Below are 17,053 nucleotides of genomic sequence, written 5' to 3'. Positions count from 1 at the left end.
TTACAAAAAATTAGTTCGATTAGATTACAATCAAATCGAATTAAAATCATATCATATTTGAAATGAAAAAAAGAAAAATTGAAATAATGGATACGACGCTTCGTGATGGTGAACAAACCTCCGGAGTATCATTTTCTGCTGCAGAAAAACTTACCATTGCACAATTATTGTTGGAAGAATTAAATATTGATAGAATCGAAATTGCTTCGGCACGTGTAAGCGAAGGTGAATTTCAAGGTGTAAAAGGAATTATGTCCTGGGCTGAAGAAAAAGGATATACCAACCGAATTGAGGTTTTGACTTTTGTTGACGGTGGTCTTTCTATTGAATGGATGAAAAAATCCGGAGCCAAAGTTCAGAATTTATTAACTAAAGGTTCCCTGAATCACCTGACGCATCAATTAAAAAAAACTCCGGAACAGCATTTTTCTGAAATCGCACAAACAATCGCATTAGCAAAAGAAAATAATATTGAAACCAATGTTTATCTTGAAGACTGGAGCAACGGAATGCGTAATTCTCCTGAATATGTATTTCAATATTTAGATTTTTTAACGCAGCAGCCTATAAAAAGAATTTTACTTCCGGACACACTTGGCGTATTAATTCCGTCGCAGGCTTTTGAGTTTATTTCAAAAATTACAGCAAAATACCCTCAAATTCATTTTGATTTCCATGCTCATAATGATTATGACTTAAGTGTTGCAAACGTTATGGAAGCCATAAAAGCCGGAATAAAAGGGCTTCACGTTACTGTAAACGGAATGGGTGAACGCGCCGGAAATGCACCACTTGAAAGTACTGTTGCCGTTATAAATGATTTTATACCTGACGTTACCATCAATATTAAAGAAACCTCTTTGTATTCTGTAAGTAAACTGGTTGAGACTTTTACCGGTTACAGAATTCCTGCCAACAAACCAATTGTTGGTGATAATGTTTTTACACAAACTGCAGGGATTCATGCTGATGGAGACAATAAAAACAATTTATATTTTAATGATCTTCTTCCGGAACGATTTGGAAGAAAACGAAAATATGCACTCGGAAAAACATCCGGAAAAGCTAATATTGAAAAAAACCTTCAGGAATTAGGTTTAAAATTAAACCAGGAAGATTTAAAATTGGTTACCCAAAGAATCATCGAATTAGGTGATAAAAAAGAAACGGTTACCAAGGAAGATTTACCATACATCATTTCTGATGTTTTGGATAGTCATACTTATGAAGAGAAAATTACAATTGAATCCTATATATTGGTACATTCAAAAGGAATGCGTCCTTCGACAACCTTACTTCTAAAAATTGACGGAGAAGTTATAGAAGAGCATGCACAGGGCGATGGTCAATTTGACGCTTTCATGAATGCATTAACCAAAATTTACAAAAGTAAAAAATTAACACTTCCAAAATTAATTGATTACGCCGTAAGAATTCCCCCGGGAAGCAGCTCGGATGCGTTATGCGAAACCATAATCACCTGGGTAAACAGCGGAAAAGAATTCAAAACCCGCGGATTGGATTCAGATCAAACAGTTGCAGCCATTATAGCGACTCAAAAAATGCTAAATGTAATTGCTAATTAAAGGAACAAAGGCTCAAAGCTGCAAAGATTCAGAGTTTTAAACCTTTGACCTTTGCTGCTCTGAACCTAAAAAAAAGAAATAGAAAACAAACCTATAATATTAAACAAATGAAATTTAACATAGCCCTTTTAGCCGGAGACGGTATCGGACCAGAAGTAATTAATGAAGCTGTAAAAGTATCAGATGCTATTGCAAAAAAATTCAATCACGAGATAACATGGACACCTGCACTTACAGGTGCTTGTGCGATAGATGCAGTTGGAGTTCCTTATCCTGATGAAACTCATGAAGTTTGTATGAAAGCTGATGCCGTTTTATTTGGAGCAATCGGTCACCCAAAATACGATAATGATCCAAGCGCACCGGTTCGTCCTGAACAAGGATTATTATTGATGCGTAAAAAATTAGGATTGTTCGCTAACGTACGTCCAACTTTTACTTTTCCTTCTTTGATTGATAATTCACCTTTAAAAAGAGAAAGAATTGAAGGAACTGATTTAGTTTTCTTAAGAGAATTAACTGGTGGAATTTATTTTGGAGAAAAAGGAAGAAAAGACAACGGAGATACTGCTTTCGACAATTGCGTTTATACAAGAGCCGAAGTACAGCGTTTAGCTAAAAAAGGTTTCGAATTAGCAATGACACGTTCTAAAAAATTATGTTGTGTTGACAAAGCAAACGTTCTGGAAACTTCTCGTTTATGGAGAGAAACAGTTCAGGCAATGGAAAAAGATTATCCTGAAGTAACGGTTTCTTATGAATTTGTTGATGCTGTTGCTATGCGTTTGGTTCAATGGCCAAACTCTTATGATGTATTGATTACTGAGAATTTATTTGGAGATATCTTAACTGACGAAGCTTCAGTAATTTCAGGCTCAATGGGATTAATGCCTTCTGCATCTGTTGGAGAACACACTTCACTATACGAGCCAATTCACGGATCTTACCCACAAGCAACAGGATTAAATATTGCTAACCCGTTAGCTACTATTTTATCAGCAGCAATGATGTTCGAAGATGCTTTTGGATTAAAAGATGAAGCAGAAGCAATTAGAGCAGTTGTAAATAAATCATTAGAACAAGGAATTGTTACCGAAGATTTAGCTGCAAAAGGAACAAAAGCATACAAAACCAGTGAAGTTGGAGATTGGTTGGTTGCGAATCTATAATTGAATTGAATTTATTCCGTAGAGGCGCACAGCAGTGCGTCTTTGCTTTGTGTTAGATGCTACTGTGCATCTCTACAGAAAAAAATGCATAAAAAAAGGGATCAATTTAAATTGATCCCTTTTATATATTTAGAAAAAAATATTAATATCCTCCTCTGTTACCACCACGGTCATTTCCACCACGGCTGTTTCCTCCACCATAACCACCGCGTGAATCTCCACCACGACTGTTATTGTTGAAGCTTCTTCTTTCGCCTTCTGGTTTCGGTTCAGATTTATTAACCACAATTGCACGACCTTGAACAGTAGCTCCGTTCAATTCATCAATTGCTTTTTGAGCTTCATCATCGTTTGTCATTTCAACAAAACCAAATCCTTTACTTCTTCCAGTAAATTTATCAGTAATGATCTTAACTGAATCAACTGCTCCGTAAGCCTCGAAAGACTCTCTTAAATCTGCTTCCTCAATACTGAATGGAAGGCTTCCAACAAAAATGTTCATATGTACTTATTTATAATAATATAGCAAATGTACTCTTATTTTTCTCTAATCTACTATATATTAGCTTATTTATGTTTTTATTTTGATTTAAAAACACAGAATTCGCAAAAATCAATCCATTACAAAAAGGAAAATTATAATTCAGGCCCACCTGAAGCATCCGAAACAGGTACTTTATAAAAAACACCTTCCGTAAAACTAACATTTGGATTTTCAGTATCATTTTCGTCCAGATTTACAGCATTAAATTTAAATGTTCCGGAAACCGTTTTTGTTTTGATATCATAATTGGTAACTACAATCTGCCCATTACCGCTATTCATACCTGTACTAAATACTGTCATATGATCGGTAAAAGTATTAGTATATGTGGCTTTCGAAATATTATCTACTCCAAGAATATAGGTTTTTTCAGTTAAAGATGCTGTTTGCAGAGTTACTTTCTCAAACCCCAAAAACCCTTCGATAATCAAATTTTCGTTTGCATCAACAGAAGCTTTATAACTTTGAGCCTTCCAAAACACATTATCTTTTAAAGTTTGAAAAGCAGGATTATTAAATTTCACATCTTCAGTACAAGAAGATAATAAAAGAATCCAAAAAAGAAAATACACATATCTTTTCATACAAAAACAATTTAAAGCAAAAATATCTTATTCATGTGTAGAAAATTAAATTTGAATTCAAAAAACAACAAAAATTCAAGAAAAATTACCCTAAATATATTTAATACCGTTTTGAACGCACAATTCAGAAAAAAATTATATCTTTGCGCCCTTAATTAACAGAGGTCGAGTACCTCAAAATTTAATCATACGATTATGTCAGTAAAAATTAGATTACAAAGACACGGTAAAAAAGGAAAACCTTTTTACTGGGTTGTAGCTGCAGATGCACGCTCAAAAAGAGATGGTAAATACTTAGAGAAAATCGGTACTTACAATCCAAACACTAACCCTGCAACTATCGACTTAAACCTTGATAGCGCTGTAAAATGGTTACACAATGGTGCACAACCAACTGATACTGCCAGAGCTATCCTTTCTTACAAAGGTGCTTTATTGAAACACCACCTTGACGGAGGTATTCGTAAAGGAGCTTTAACCCAAGAACAAGCTGACGCAAAATTAGCTGCCTGGTTAGAAGCTAAATCTGGAAAAGTTGATGCTAAAAAAGACGGTTTATCAAAAGCGCAAGCTGATGCTAAAGCTAAAGCTTTTAAAGCAGAGCAAGAAGTTAATGCTAAACGTTTAGCTGCTGCAGCTCAGGCTGAAGCTGATGCTATCGCTGCTGCGACTCCTGCAGTTGAAGAAGAAGTTGCGGAAGTTGAAGCGGAAGCTGCTACTGAAGAAGCTCCTGCTGCTGAAGAAAATAACGAAACAACTGAGGCATAATTTTAGTTAGCGATAATGCGTAAAGAAGAATGTTTTTATTTAGGTAAAATCGCTAAAAAATTTAGTTTCAAAGGTGAAGTCCTGGCTTATTTAGACACAGACGAACCTGAGTTATACGAAAATCTGGAATCAGTGTTTATTGAATGCAATAAACACTTGGTTCCTTTTTTTATTGAAAAAAGTTCATTGCACAAAAACGATTTTCTTAGAATTCGCTTTGAAGACATGAATACCGAAGAAGATGCTGATGCCATTATGGGGAATGCAATTTATCTTCCTTTAAATATGCTGCCAAAACTTTCCGGCAACAAATTTTATTTCCACGAAGTTATTGGCTTTGAAATCGAAGACCAGCGTTTAGGTGTTTTTGGGAAAATAGCAGCCGTAAACGATACTACTGCACAACCTCTTTTTGAAGTTTTAAACGGAGAAGTCGAAATGCTAATTCCGATGATCGATCATTTTCTTGTAAAAATTGACCGTGACAATAAAAAAGTTATCATGAATCTGCCTGAAGGTTTGGTTGAAATGTATCTGTAGAAAGTATTCAGCCTTTCAGTCACCGTTTTCAGTTGCTCACTTTTTTTAAATCTTTTAGCAATGTCTAAATTCACTTTCAAACAATTCTCTGTTCAACAAGACAAAACCGCTATGAAAGTAGGAACCGATGGCGTTTTATTAGCTGCCTGGACTCCAATAAATCATAATCCATTTAGTATTTTGGATATTGGCGCAGGAACGGGAATTATTGCTTTAATGCTCGCTCAGCGAACTCATGCTGAACAAATTGATGCTTTAGAAATTGACGAAGAAGCTTACGAACAAGCAGTTGAAAATTTTGAAAACTCACCCTGGGGAGATCGGTTATTTTGCTTTCATGCAGGTTTAGATGAATTTATTGAAGAACCTGAAGATGAATATGATTTGATAGTTTCTAATCCCCCTTTTTATTCTGAAAACTATAAAACAGAAAATGAACAACGCGACTTGGCACGTTTTCAGGATGCAATGCCTTTTGAAGAATTGATTGAAGCAGCTGATTTAATGCTTTCTGAAAACGGAATATTTGCCATAATCATTCCATTCAAAGAAGAAAAAAACTTCATAGCTTTAGCAAAAGAAGCAGAATTATATCCCGTAAAAATTACTCGCGTAAAAGGAACCCCGACATCAGATATCAAACGCAGTTTATTGGCTTTTAGCCGAAATGAAATTCATAATATTGCAATTGATGAATTAATTATCGAAACCGACAGACACGTTTATACACCTGAATATATTGAGCTCACAAAGGATTTCTATTTGAAATTTTAATCATCTCTATTTTCTAAATCCTTTTTTTTATATTATTATAACAAAATTACTTTGTTTTGTTATATTTTTATTACGTAAATTTGTTTTTGAAAAATTACATAAAGATGAAACCAGATTTATTTCAGGCACCCGATTATTACAACCTAGACGATTTATTGACCGACGAACATAAACTGGTTCGCGAATCTGCACGTGCATGGGTAAAAAGAGAAGTTTCTCCTATTATTGAAGAATTTGCCCAAAAAGCAGAGTTTCCAAAACAAATTATAAAAGGACTTGGAGAAATTGGCGGTTTTGGCCCCTATATTCCGGTAGAATATGGTGGTGCAGGATTAGACCAAATTTCTTATGGACTAATCATGCAGGAAATTGAGCGTGGTGATTCTGGTGTCCGATCAACGTCATCTGTCCAATCTTCATTAGTCATGTATCCTATCTGGAAATATGGCAACGAAGAACAACGAATGAAATATTTACCAAAACTGGCTACAGGAGAATTCATGGGCTGCTTTGGTTTAACAGAACCAGATCACGGATCAGATCCGGGAAGTATGATTACCAATTTTAAGGATATGGGTGATCATTATCTTTTAAATGGTGCCAAAATGTGGATTTCAAACGCACCTTTTGCAGATATTGCTGTAGTTTGGGCAAAAGATGAAACCGGAAGAATTCACGGATTAATAGTAGAACGTGGCATGCAAGGTTTTACGACTCCGGAAACACATAATAAATGGTCGCTTCGTGCATCTTCAACAGGTGAATTAATTTTTGATAATGTAAAAGTTCCTAAAGAGAATTTATTACCCAATAAATCCGGATTGGGAGCACCGCTAGGCTGTTTAGATTCGGCACGATACGGAATTGCATGGGGAGCTATTGGCGCAGCGATGGATTGTTATGACACCGCATTACGTTATGCAAAAGAAAGAATTCAGTTTGGAAAACCAATTGGAGGAACACAATTACAGCAAAAAAAATTAGCAGAAATGATTACCGAAATCACAAAAGCACAGTTATTAACCTGGCGTTTAGGGGTTTTAAGAAACGAAGGAAAAGCAACTACTGCACAAATTTCGATGGCTAAAAGAAACAATGTTGATATGGCAATTCATATTGCACGTGAAGCCAGACAAATGTTAGGCGGAATGGGAATTACCGGCGAATATTCTATAATGCGACACATGATGAATCTCGAAAGTGTTATTACTTATGAAGGTACACATGACATTCATTTATTAATAACAGGAATGGATGTTACCGGGATTTCAGCATTTAAATAGCAGGCAACAATTAAAATATATATAAAATCAATACGAAAAGCTTCTTCTAACCGAGAAGCTTTTTTATATTTACCAAAAAATACCACATTATGAATATTGAAACTATCAACAATAGCATTCAACCTCAAAAAGACATGCTTTTACAGCATTCTTTATACAATAAAATCCAAAGTATTGATGACTTGCATAGTTTTTTAGAATGTCATGTTTTTGCAGTTTGGGATTTTATGTCATTACTAAAAGCATTACAGGCAAAACTTACCTGCACAACTACGCCTTGGTTTGCTACAAAAAATCCTGAAACCAGATATTTAATCAATGAAATTGTTCTTGCCGAAGAAACTGATTTGGCAATTGACGGAAGAAGACAAAGCCATTACGAAATGTATCTTGAGGCTATGGAAGATTGTGGTGCCGATACAACAGGAATCAATAAATTTTTATCTGAAGTAAATTCGCTGCATAATATTTTTGTTGCCATAAAACAAAGTTCATTGCACCCGGATATAAAATCATTTTTAGATTTCACCTTTAGAGTTATTGAACAAGGAAAACCACATGAGATTGCTGCTGCTTTCACCTTTGGAAGAGAAGATTTAATCCCAAGCATGTTTACCGAAATCCTGAAAAACTTTCAAAAAAACCTGCCTGAGACTGACTTAAGAAAATTGCTTTATTATTTTGAAAGACATATTGAACTTGATGCGGATGAACACGGACCAATGGCGATGCAAATGATTACCGATTTATGCGAAGATGATGCTCAAAAATGGTCTGATGTAGAAGAAATTTCGATTCTTGCATTAGAAAAACGTATTGGTCTTTGGAATGCCATCGAAGAAGAAATTTCGATGAAAACTGAAATGGTTTAAAAATCAAACAAGCTGTTCGGCATTTTTATTTGTTTTTCATATCTTTGATACTGCTTGATTTTAAACTACATATAAAATGAAAATTGTAGATTTTATCCCAACAGAACAATTAAAATCTTTCGTAAAGATTTACAAAATTATCGAAAGTCAGGATGAATTAATAAATCGGGTTTTGCCAAACACTTCTCTGGCTATAGCTTTTCGTTGCAAAGGAGATGTTAATTATGTTAGAGAAAATTATTACGAAAGATTACCTGTTTCTACAATTTCAGGAATTCGTAAATCTGTGCGGTTAATCAATTACTCAAAAGATACTGTAACTATCATTGTTCAATTTAAAGAATCAGGAGCTAAAGCATTTTTTAAGGAACCGCTTCATGAATTGTTCGAAGAAAGTGTTTCACTGGATAATTTTATTCCGCAAAAACAAATTGTAATCATCGAAGAACTTTTAGCGGAAGCAAAAACCAACAATCAAAAAATTGCAATTATAGAACAATTTCTTTTATCCAGATTACATAATTACAAACCCGATAAATTAATATCAGCCGCCGTTGCCATAATTCAATCTAAAAAAGGCCTTATTAAAATCAAAGAATTGGCCGACACACTTTATATCAGTCAGGATGCTTTTGAAAAAAGGTTCAGAAAAATCATTGGATCATCGCCAAAACAGTTTTGTTATGTGGTACGAATAAAATCGATTATCGACCAAAAGCAACACAATCAAAGCCTTATCGATCTGGCTTTTGATGCTGGATATTTTGACCAACCCCATTTTAATAAAGACTTCAGGTTATTTACAGGGCAAACTCCGTCCGAATTTTTCAATTTTCCTTCCTTTTGGTAAATCAATGATTTTTTACAATGATTTAGTTTCCACAATTCTGAATTTTACATCAACAAAAATCAAGAATCATGAAAACAAATCTTTTAATCGGAATCATCTGTGTGACATTATTTACTTACAAAATACATGCTCAGACAGCAACTATTAATTCACAAATAGAAATCAAAAAACCAGAGGCCATGAAACAAATTTTTATCGATAAATTTATCGTTCCTGAAAAATCAAAACAAGAATTTTTAGAAAGAGTAAGTATCAACAGAAATTTTATCAAAAACTTAAACGGATTTATAAAAGACGAGGCCTACGAACGAACTGATGAGGATGGGAATTTAATTTATATAACAATTGCTATTTGGGAAAACGAAACTTCCCTGAAAAAAGCAAAAGAAACCGTGCAAGCCGAATACAAAAAAGAAGGTTTTAATATTGCTGAGATGCTTGCGAGATTAAACATTACAATGGATAGAAACATTTACAAAGAGTCCAAAAAATATTAATTCGAAAAATACATTCAAGCTTGCAGAAAATCAACATATAAAAGCCAGAAGACAGAATGCAGTTAGATTAAGCCTTATGAAAAAACGAAATGATTAAAACCAAAACCTCATTTTTAACGTAACTATTTATTTAGATGAAGAACTTAATTTTATTTAATTATGAAACCAAAATCCAAACAAATAGTTACGATTTTATTATCCATATTCCTTTTTAGCTGCAGTTCTGAAGAAATAGCTTCCGAAGTTAGTGTTATCCCCACCCCAACACCGCCTGTTATCCCTCTTCCAACAACAATCCCGCCGACAACACCTAATTCAATAAATTATTTAGCTTTAGGTGACAGTTACACAATCGGTCAGAGTGTTTGTGAAACCTGCAGATATCCCGAACAGCTCAAATCGAGTTTAAAAAATGCTATTCCGGGAACTGATTTTTCATTAAAAGTAATCGCCAGAACTGGCTGGACAACTTCGAGTTTAATTGCTGCAATAGAAAATGAAAATTTAGTGCCCAATTACGATTTGGTTACGCTTTTAATTGGCGTTAACAACGAGTATCGGCATATGGATTTTTCATTATACGAAAAAGAATTCCCTGAATTATTAAACAAAGCCATTGCCCTTGCAAAAGGCGATTACAAAAATGTCATCGTACTTTCGATACCGGATTATGCTTATACCTCTTTTGGAAAAAGTTTTGGAGAAACCGGAAGAGCAAAAATTTCTGCAGAAATCGACCAATATAATATGTTTGCAGAAAATTATTGCAGAACAAAATCCGTAACATTTATCACAATTACTGATATTACCCGCCAGGGACTTGATAATCCCGGTTTAGTCGCTTCAGACGGCTTACATCCTTCTGAATCTGCTTATAAATTATTCGTTGAAAGAATGCTGCCTACAGTTAAAGTAGCGTTGCAGGATTAGAAAAACAAAAAATCCCTGTAAATAAATTTACAGGGATTTTTATTCTTGCAGAGAGGAAGGGATTCGAATTCACAAACTACCTTATTTCATTCGTAATTCATAATTTCGTTCAATCTCTTTTATCTCTTCTTCTGTTAATGCTGAGAATTCTTTTTCGATAGCTCTTTTGGAAAGTTTCCCATCATTCTGTTCTAAAAAACGAATTAATAATGCTACCGTTTTATCCGGCATTTGAAAAACATCATCCAAGTAACTTTTCATTTCATCATATTTTTGAAGATAAGTTACTTCCTGTGGAATAACATTTTCAATCGTATCGTTTACACAATCGTACAAAAACTCTGCTTGTTTCGTTGCGTCAAAATAACGGTAAAAATCAATTGTTTCATTTAAAACTTTAACATTGTTTGATTTTGTCTTTTCCCACTCTATAAAATCCAGCAAAGGGTGAGAATAAGATTCTAATACTTTTCTATAATCATCAATATGATTTAAGATAGAAGCCGAAACAGGAAAAATGATTCCCTGATGTGCAAATTGCATTTTAGATAAAATATGATGTATTAAATAGCGATGAATTCTACCATTTCCGTCTACATAAGGATGAATAAACACAAACCCGAATGCAATTCCTGCAGCTGCTAAAACGGCATCAAAACCATCTTCTTCCAGTTTTTTGTAAGTCGCAATCAAGCCGTCGATCAGTTTTTCTATATCTTCATGTTTTGCCGAAATATGTTCGGGAATTGGTTCACCGGTAATTCTTTCATGCTCTCCTACAAACCCGCCTTCTTTTCTAAAACCCATTTCGAGAAAACGACTGTTTTCAATTACGATTTGCTGTAATCGAAGCAATTCTTCTTTATCCAATACTTTCAAACCTGCCTGACCAATCGCTTTTCCCCAACGCACGGCACGATTTGTTGTAGGATTTTCACCTTCTATTGTAAATGATGCTTTTGAATCTTTCAGTAATAAAAAAGCCGATGCTCTTTGCAAAACATCTTTATGAAACGTATTTAAATAAGAATCCTTTTTTTGAGAAAGATTCTCTTCGATATAATTTTTAAGTTTGCCCGTTTTAAAAATTAACGGACAAAAATCAACCGTTCCGGGTAAATTATTAATGATACGGTGGCGGGCAGATTTTAAACCATTGGATAAAGAGAATTGCTTGTTATCATCTAATAAATCCGAATACTTAATTTTCACATCTGCATCCGGGATATCAAGATTTTCAGTCATAAGCCATTCATACAAAAACCATATTTTTCGAGTATATAGCCCTGTAAATTCTTTATTGATAATTGCTTCTATTTCATCTTTTGAAATTTTTTCGAAAAGCTTTTTGAAAAACAACAGATTTATTCCTTCATATTTAAGAGCAAATACTAAATGTTTAAATAAGGTATCCTCAGGTTGGTAACTTGGAGGATAGACATCGAAATTTTCAACTGAATATTTTTTATTTTTTTTGCTGATAATTGAAATAGTTGCCGGCATTGGCAAAGACAAAGCCAAGCTATCTATAATCGCTGTATAACCAACCAATTTGGCTTCTTCCGGTAGTTTTTTACCATCAAAAACTGACGCTGTTCTAGAAATTGTTATGCTATTCATTGTATTTCATAAAAAAGACACGCTTATTAAAAATTAAAGATAATCTTAATTTTATAAAAAACAAACGCTCTTTATTAAAAACGAACGCTAAATATTATTTTACAATAAAAACGAACGCCGATTATGCTGTTATCTACTTATTGTAAATTTTAAGAAGCAGAAAATCCGTTTCAAAACGCTTAGTTCTTTTGGAATTACATTACCATATAAAAAAATTCTTTTATACTTATTTTCAATAGAAATATTCAAAAGATAACCTTGACCATCGCACAAATTCCATATAATTTATTTTAAGTAAAGACTGTATAATATTATAAAACTTATTCCAACAATAAAATAACAACAACTTTTAATCTTCGCTCTTTTCAGCTGAATTTCATCTGCTTCAATCTGTACTGGAATTTTGACCTGCTTATGCCCTTCATACCTTTGCCCTGTATTATATCTTCTATCTTGTGCATAAACAGCTTGACTTTCAATTCTAAACATTTTAACGAACTTCTTGTTATAATTCACATATCCTCTGTAAATAATTATTAAACCTCCTATAATTGGAAGGATAGTCGATATAACTATTGCCCAAATAATTTTAACCCATACATATTCCTTTTCTTCAACTAAGCCTTCTTTTTCGATCGTTGACTGATTTGAATTAACACTTAATGGTGTAGAATCCGAATTCCCATAAATTTGATTACTGACAACTTTTCCGCTGTCTCTACCAACTTGGTTTACTGCTGATCTTACAAATCCTTTAGCTAAATTATTTAAGAATCCCATATTATTAAGTTTTTGGTTTATTTACTTTTTCAATTAATCTCCTTCAGCCTCTCCACCAATTCACTATCTACATCATCCACAACTATTTTCAATTCATCTTCTTCATATCATTTTTTAGCATCATCTTTTTTCTTTTTAATATCTTCGAAGATAGATTTTTTCAAAGCAAAATATCTCATTTTCAAAATGTATACTTACAATCCAACAAAAAATTAAAACAAAAATCCCGCAATATCAATCCGTTTGTCCATGAATATAGATATAATCCAATTTTCCCGATCCATTATCAAAGAAATTTATTTCTTTAATATTTTCAATGTTTTTCCATCTAATTACATTTAGAGGACTGTTAAATTCGGGCTCGGCATGTTTTAATCCCAACAATTCAATTGTATTAACGTCTGTATCAAATTCTGAAACATTGTAAATAGTAATCCAGTCAGCTTTATTATTAATAAAAACGACTTCGTATTTCCCTGATTTATAAGTCAATTTATCGCAAGCTTTATCCTTACAAGGTGTATTTGATGATTTAATTTTTTCTGAGCTTTCAGATTCCCCCAAAATTTTTTCCACTTCAGATTTGCCTTTTCCAACAATACTTAAAATATCAATTATAAGCTTTTTCTTTGAGGTTTTTTCTATTAGCTCGTTAGCTGAATTATCATCAACTTGGCTTCTCTTAGAATTATCACAAGCTGAAATTATTAAAAGTAATAATAAGAGTGAGATCGTTTTTTTCATTTATATCATTTTACGTTTACAATATTCAAAATTACTGTTCCAACTAATAATTATTTTATGGTTTTCCATAACTTCAAAATAAAATGTAATATATGATCTTACTTTAAGTTTCAATCGAGTACAAACACCTGTTTTTTTGAAAACAAAAATCCCGCAATCTCAATAAATGAAATTGCGGGATTTAATTCGCAGAGAGGAAGGGATTCGAACCCTCGATACAGTTACCCATATACTAGCTTTCCAGGCTAGCTCCTTCAACCACTCGGACACCTCTCTATTTTGGTTTGCAAATAACATGAAAAAAAACGAGTTAGAAAAGTAATTTTCAAAAATCCTTTCAATACTTGCTATTATTTATTGTTAAAGTGAAATTTCACCTCGTAAAGCTGTTTCGAAAATAGTTTTAAACTCAGTTTGTGGAATCGTAACAGTATGTCCCAACAAATACATTAATTTGGTAATGGCAGCTTCAGTAGTGATATCTTTTCCGGAAATCACACCTAAGGATTTCAAAACGGTACTGGTTTCGTATTGTCCCATATTCACGCTTCCACCTGAACATTGTGTAACGTTTACGATATGTAAACCGTCCTGAATTGCTTTTTTTATCAGGTTTAAAAACCATTCTTCCGTAGGGGCATTTCCTGCACCGTAGGTTTCCAGAACGATTCCTTTTAAATCTTTGATCGCCAGAATTGAAGCCAAAACCACTTCACTCATTCCGGGAAACATTTTTATAATAGCTACGTGATTGTTTAGGTTTTTATGGACAATCAGTTTTGCATCTGTTTTCACAGGAAGAAATAAATGTCTGTTTAATTTTAGGTGAACTCCGGATTCTACCAATTCAGGATAATTGGGTGCCGTAAATGCTTTGAAATGTTCCGCATTTACTTTTGAAGTACGGTTCCCGCGGTACAACTTATATTCAAAATACAAACAAACTTCAGTGATTACGGATTTCCCATTTTCCTGAAGTGAAGCAATCTGAATGGCTGTAATCAGGTTTTCTTTAGCATCAGTACGCAAATCCCCAATTGGTAATTGCGATCCTGTAAATATAACAGGTTTTGCTAAATTTTCGAGCATAAAACTCAATGCCGAAGCTGAATACGACATCGTATCTGAACCATGAAGAACTACAAATCCGTCAAAAGAAATATAATTTTTCTCGATAATATCGGCTATTTTAGCCCACATTTCCGGATTCATGTTAGAGGAATCGATTGGATTTTCAAACGAAACCGTTTCGATTTCGCAATCCAATTGTTTGATTTCGGGAATATTTTTCAGCAATTTGCCAAAATCAAAAGCTTTAAGTGCTCCTGTTTCAAAATCTTTGCTCATACCAATAGTTCCACCGGTATAAATTAAGAGTATTTTAGCTTTAGAAGACATTCTGATATTTTAATTTACTTACAACAGGATTTGCATACATAGCTAAAAATCCTTGTCTGGCAACACCATTATCACATCCGATTCGCATCTCTAAACGGCGCTCGAAAAGTAATTTCTCATTTTCTTTATATAAATGAGCATATTTATCTGTTTCATTTAAGATATCATACGCAATAAAATTGGTTGGCCATAACTGGTAATTCTGCAAAATAGAATCATCGATTACTTGTGCCAAAGCCTGAATTTGTTTGTTCGAATTATCGTTTTCAGCAACAATCTGATCAATTTCAGTATCTAAAACATCTCCAACAGAGATATGTATTCTTTTTTTAGTTCCCATGATACCACTCAAAATAGTCATGAAATCTTCATTTTTTTCTTTGATGTAAACCTCATTGTTGGCTTCTGCCATTAATTGCGGCATTTTCAAAACATCCGTCGGATCGTATTCGTATGAAATAGAAACCGGAACTATTTTTAATTTCTTAAAATAATCCATCAAATTAGCTTCGTCAGAACCCATTCCGATCATTTTTAAAACACCCGGATTGGTTTCGTCATTTCCATCTTTGGTACGTCCTTCTCTTTGTGCTATCCAAACCGAACGATTTTCGCGAAGCAGTAATTGCCCCATATATTCAGCCAGTAACTTAGAGCTTTGCAGCATTTCTCTTGGAGACAGGCCCCTTAAAACCAAAAAATTTCGGTTTAGTTTTGCCAGTGTACTCAGAAACGCTTTTTTTACCAGGTTATCCCCAATTGCCGATGCTGTCATCACCAAACCATGTTCAAACAAACATACATTCAGCAAAGTCGTATCTAAAAGAATATCCCTGTGATTGGAAATAAATAAATAGGAAGTGTTTTTTTCTAATTTTTCAAAACCCGAAGTCGTAAGTCCTTCCGAACTTTTTTCGAGTACTTTTTGAATTGTCTGATAGATAAAATTGCATTGAAAATCACGAATAGAGTGTGTTTTCGTAAGTTGTTCTTTCCAAACTTCATCTTTTAATTCCGGGAAAGTAAAATTCATCATGGTTTTCATCATCGGATGATTGACTACACCTCTAAGGGCTTCATTTACTTCGGAATCATAAAATGGTCGAATAGCATCAAATTTCTGCATTATAAATATCTTTTTAGGTGGGCAAAAGAACAAAAAAAAAATTAAACAATTGTAATTTGCATATTAAATCCCAAAAACGTCTTTGGCGTTTTGCGTTGTTACTTCTGCGATTTCAGCTTCTGAAAGGTCGTAAATTTCAGCCAATTTTGCAATTACATTCACTAAATAACTGCTTTCATTTCGTTTCCCCCTGTATGGAATTGGCGCCAGATAAGGCGAATCCGTTTCTAAAACAATATATTTCAAATCTATTTTGTTCAAAAACTGGTTGATTTTTCCGTTTTTAAAAGTCACTACGCCTCCGATTCCCAGTTTCATATTATACGAAATTGCCTGAAGTGCCTGTTCATAGTTACCCGTAAAACAGTGAAAAATCCCGAATAAATCTTCTGATTTTTCTTCTTCCAAAATCTCAAAAATCTCGTCAAATGCCTCACGACAATGAATTACAATAGGCAATTTATATTGTTTAGCAAGCTGAATTTGTCTTCTGAACGCAATTTGCTGTTCTTTGAGATGTGTTTTATCCCAATACAAGTCAATTCCGATTTCACCAACGGCATAAAATTTTCTTTTAGATAATTCGGTTTCAACATGTTTTAATTCATCCTGATAATCATCTTTCACATAAGTGGGATGCAAACCCATCATCAGGAAAACATTTTCAGGATAATTACGCTCTAAATCATACATCGACTGTGTTGCTGCCGCATCAATTGCCGGAATAAAAAAACGTGCTACTCCTGCATTTATGGCTCTCTGAATCATTTCATCGCGATCCTGATCAAATTCTTCTGAATATAGGTGCGTGTGTGTATCGGTAATTACAGGTATTGAATTCAATTGTTTGTTTTTTGTTTTAAAGTTGTCAAAATTACGATAATATTAAAAGAATACCAATTGCAAGTTAGAGACACGGATTTAACGGATTCAATTCTTGAAAACGCGGATAAAAACGGATTTTTTTATTATTCTTGTCATTTCTGTA

Annotated in this window: 18 protein-coding genes and 1 tRNA gene; 10 read left to right on the top strand and 9 right to left on the bottom strand. The window is 33.7% G+C overall.

The window, feature by feature from the left end; translation table 11 throughout:
* The first annotated feature begins 62 nt into the window (after positions 1-62).
* Both PMI10_RS15610 and leuB read left to right on the top strand, forming a co-directional pair.
* Positions 63-1,586, top strand: a complete 1,524-nt coding sequence (locus tag PMI10_RS15610) for an alpha-isopropylmalate synthase regulatory domain-containing protein (protein ID WP_035631967.1) — start codon at positions 63-65, stop codon at positions 1,584-1,586.
* 107 nt (positions 1,587-1,693) lie between these two features.
* The gene (leuB, locus tag PMI10_RS15605) at positions 1,694-2,755 is read left to right on the top strand and encodes a 3-isopropylmalate dehydrogenase (protein WP_007809706.1); all 1,062 of its coding nucleotides are present in this window, start codon (positions 1,694-1,696) and stop codon (positions 2,753-2,755) included.
* A gap of 142 nt (positions 2,756-2,897) precedes the next feature.
* On the opposite strand, the gene PMI10_RS15600 is transcribed toward leuB, so the two are convergent.
* Positions 2,898-3,257 (bottom strand): RNA recognition motif domain-containing protein, encoded by a 360-nt coding sequence (locus PMI10_RS15600; protein WP_007809704.1) that lies wholly within the window; start codon positions 3,255-3,257, stop codon positions 2,898-2,900.
* Positions 3,258-3,391: 134 nt separating this feature from the next.
* Entirely contained in the window at positions 3,392-3,883 is a 492-nt protein-coding gene (locus PMI10_RS15595; protein WP_007809697.1) for a DUF6252 family protein, read from the bottom strand.
* A 195-nt stretch (positions 3,884-4,078) separates the two neighbouring features.
* On the opposite strand from PMI10_RS15595, the gene PMI10_RS15590 reads away from it, so the two are divergent.
* The 8 genes from PMI10_RS15590 to PMI10_RS15555 all read left to right on the top strand — a co-directional run bounded on the left by PMI10_RS15590 (position 4,079) and on the right by PMI10_RS15555 (position 10,397).
* Positions 4,079-4,651 (top strand): 30S ribosomal protein S16, encoded by a 573-nt coding sequence (locus PMI10_RS15590; protein ID WP_007809695.1) that lies wholly within the window; start codon positions 4,079-4,081, stop codon positions 4,649-4,651.
* A 15-nt stretch (positions 4,652-4,666) separates the two neighbouring features.
* Positions 4,667-5,191, top strand: a complete 525-nt coding sequence (rimM, locus tag PMI10_RS15585) for a ribosome maturation factor RimM (RefSeq protein WP_007809694.1) — start codon at positions 4,667-4,669, stop codon at positions 5,189-5,191.
* Between the two features lie 60 nt (positions 5,192-5,251).
* Positions 5,252-5,965, top strand: coding sequence for a tRNA1(Val) (adenine(37)-N6)-methyltransferase (locus tag PMI10_RS15580; RefSeq protein WP_007809692.1), 714 nt, complete (start codon positions 5,252-5,254; stop codon positions 5,963-5,965).
* Positions 5,966-6,069: 104 nt separating this feature from the next.
* Positions 6,070-7,248: an acyl-CoA dehydrogenase family protein gene (locus PMI10_RS15575; protein ID WP_007809691.1), complete on the top strand. Its 1,179-nt coding sequence runs from the start codon at positions 6,070-6,072 to the stop codon at positions 7,246-7,248.
* Between the two features lie 89 nt (positions 7,249-7,337).
* Positions 7,338-8,120 (top strand): DUF3050 domain-containing protein, encoded by a 783-nt coding sequence (locus PMI10_RS15570; RefSeq protein ID WP_007809689.1) that lies wholly within the window; start codon positions 7,338-7,340, stop codon positions 8,118-8,120.
* Positions 8,121-8,196: 76 nt separating this feature from the next.
* On the top strand, positions 8,197-8,970 hold the full coding sequence (locus PMI10_RS15565) for a helix-turn-helix transcriptional regulator (protein WP_007809687.1): 774 nt from the start codon (positions 8,197-8,199) through the stop codon (positions 8,968-8,970).
* A 68-nt stretch (positions 8,971-9,038) separates the two neighbouring features.
* On the top strand, positions 9,039-9,467 hold the full coding sequence (locus PMI10_RS15560) for an antibiotic biosynthesis monooxygenase family protein (RefSeq protein WP_007809685.1): 429 nt from the start codon (positions 9,039-9,041) through the stop codon (positions 9,465-9,467).
* A gap of 159 nt (positions 9,468-9,626) precedes the next feature.
* On the top strand, positions 9,627-10,397 hold the full coding sequence (locus tag PMI10_RS15555) for an SGNH/GDSL hydrolase family protein (protein ID WP_007809683.1): 771 nt from the start codon (positions 9,627-9,629) through the stop codon (positions 10,395-10,397).
* Between the two features lie 81 nt (positions 10,398-10,478).
* Here PMI10_RS15555 and PMI10_RS15550 read toward each other — a convergent pair whose 3' ends face one another.
* From PMI10_RS15550 to PMI10_RS15520, 7 genes are all read right to left on the bottom strand, one after another.
* The gene (locus tag PMI10_RS15550; RefSeq protein ID WP_007809681.1) at positions 10,479-12,017 is read right to left on the bottom strand and encodes a Fic family protein; all 1,539 of its coding nucleotides are present in this window, start codon (positions 12,015-12,017) and stop codon (positions 10,479-10,481) included.
* Positions 12,018-12,302: 285 nt separating this feature from the next.
* Positions 12,303-12,797 carry a hypothetical protein gene (locus tag PMI10_RS15545; protein WP_007809679.1) on the bottom strand — a complete coding sequence of 165 codons (495 nt, stop codon included), beginning with the start codon at positions 12,795-12,797 and terminating at the stop codon, positions 12,303-12,305.
* Positions 12,798-13,031: 234 nt separating this feature from the next.
* A complete protein-coding gene (locus tag PMI10_RS15540) occupies positions 13,032-13,541 on the bottom strand; it encodes a hypothetical protein (RefSeq protein ID WP_007809677.1) in 510 nt (169 codons plus the stop codon).
* Between the two features lie 189 nt (positions 13,542-13,730).
* Positions 13,731-13,817, bottom strand: a tRNA-Ser gene (locus tag PMI10_RS15535).
* Between the two features lie 84 nt (positions 13,818-13,901).
* Entirely contained in the window at positions 13,902-14,939 is a 1,038-nt protein-coding gene (locus PMI10_RS15530) for an asparaginase (RefSeq protein WP_007809675.1), read from the bottom strand.
* Positions 14,929-16,065 (bottom strand): 1-acyl-sn-glycerol-3-phosphate acyltransferase, encoded by a 1,137-nt coding sequence (locus PMI10_RS15525; protein ID WP_007809673.1) that lies wholly within the window; start codon positions 16,063-16,065, stop codon positions 14,929-14,931. The genes PMI10_RS15530 and PMI10_RS15525 overlap by 11 nt, the downstream gene beginning before the upstream one ends.
* A 63-nt stretch (positions 16,066-16,128) precedes the next feature.
* The gene (locus PMI10_RS15520; protein WP_007809670.1) at positions 16,129-16,908 is read right to left on the bottom strand and encodes a TatD family hydrolase; all 780 of its coding nucleotides are present in this window, start codon (positions 16,906-16,908) and stop codon (positions 16,129-16,131) included.
* Positions 16,909-17,053: the final 145 nt, after the last annotated feature.

The sequence above is a fragment of the Flavobacterium sp. CF136 genome (assembly GCF_000282055.1).
GTDB lineage: Bacteria > Bacteroidota > Bacteroidia > Flavobacteriales > Flavobacteriaceae > Flavobacterium.
This window is presented reverse-complemented; position numbering and strand designations above follow the sequence as displayed.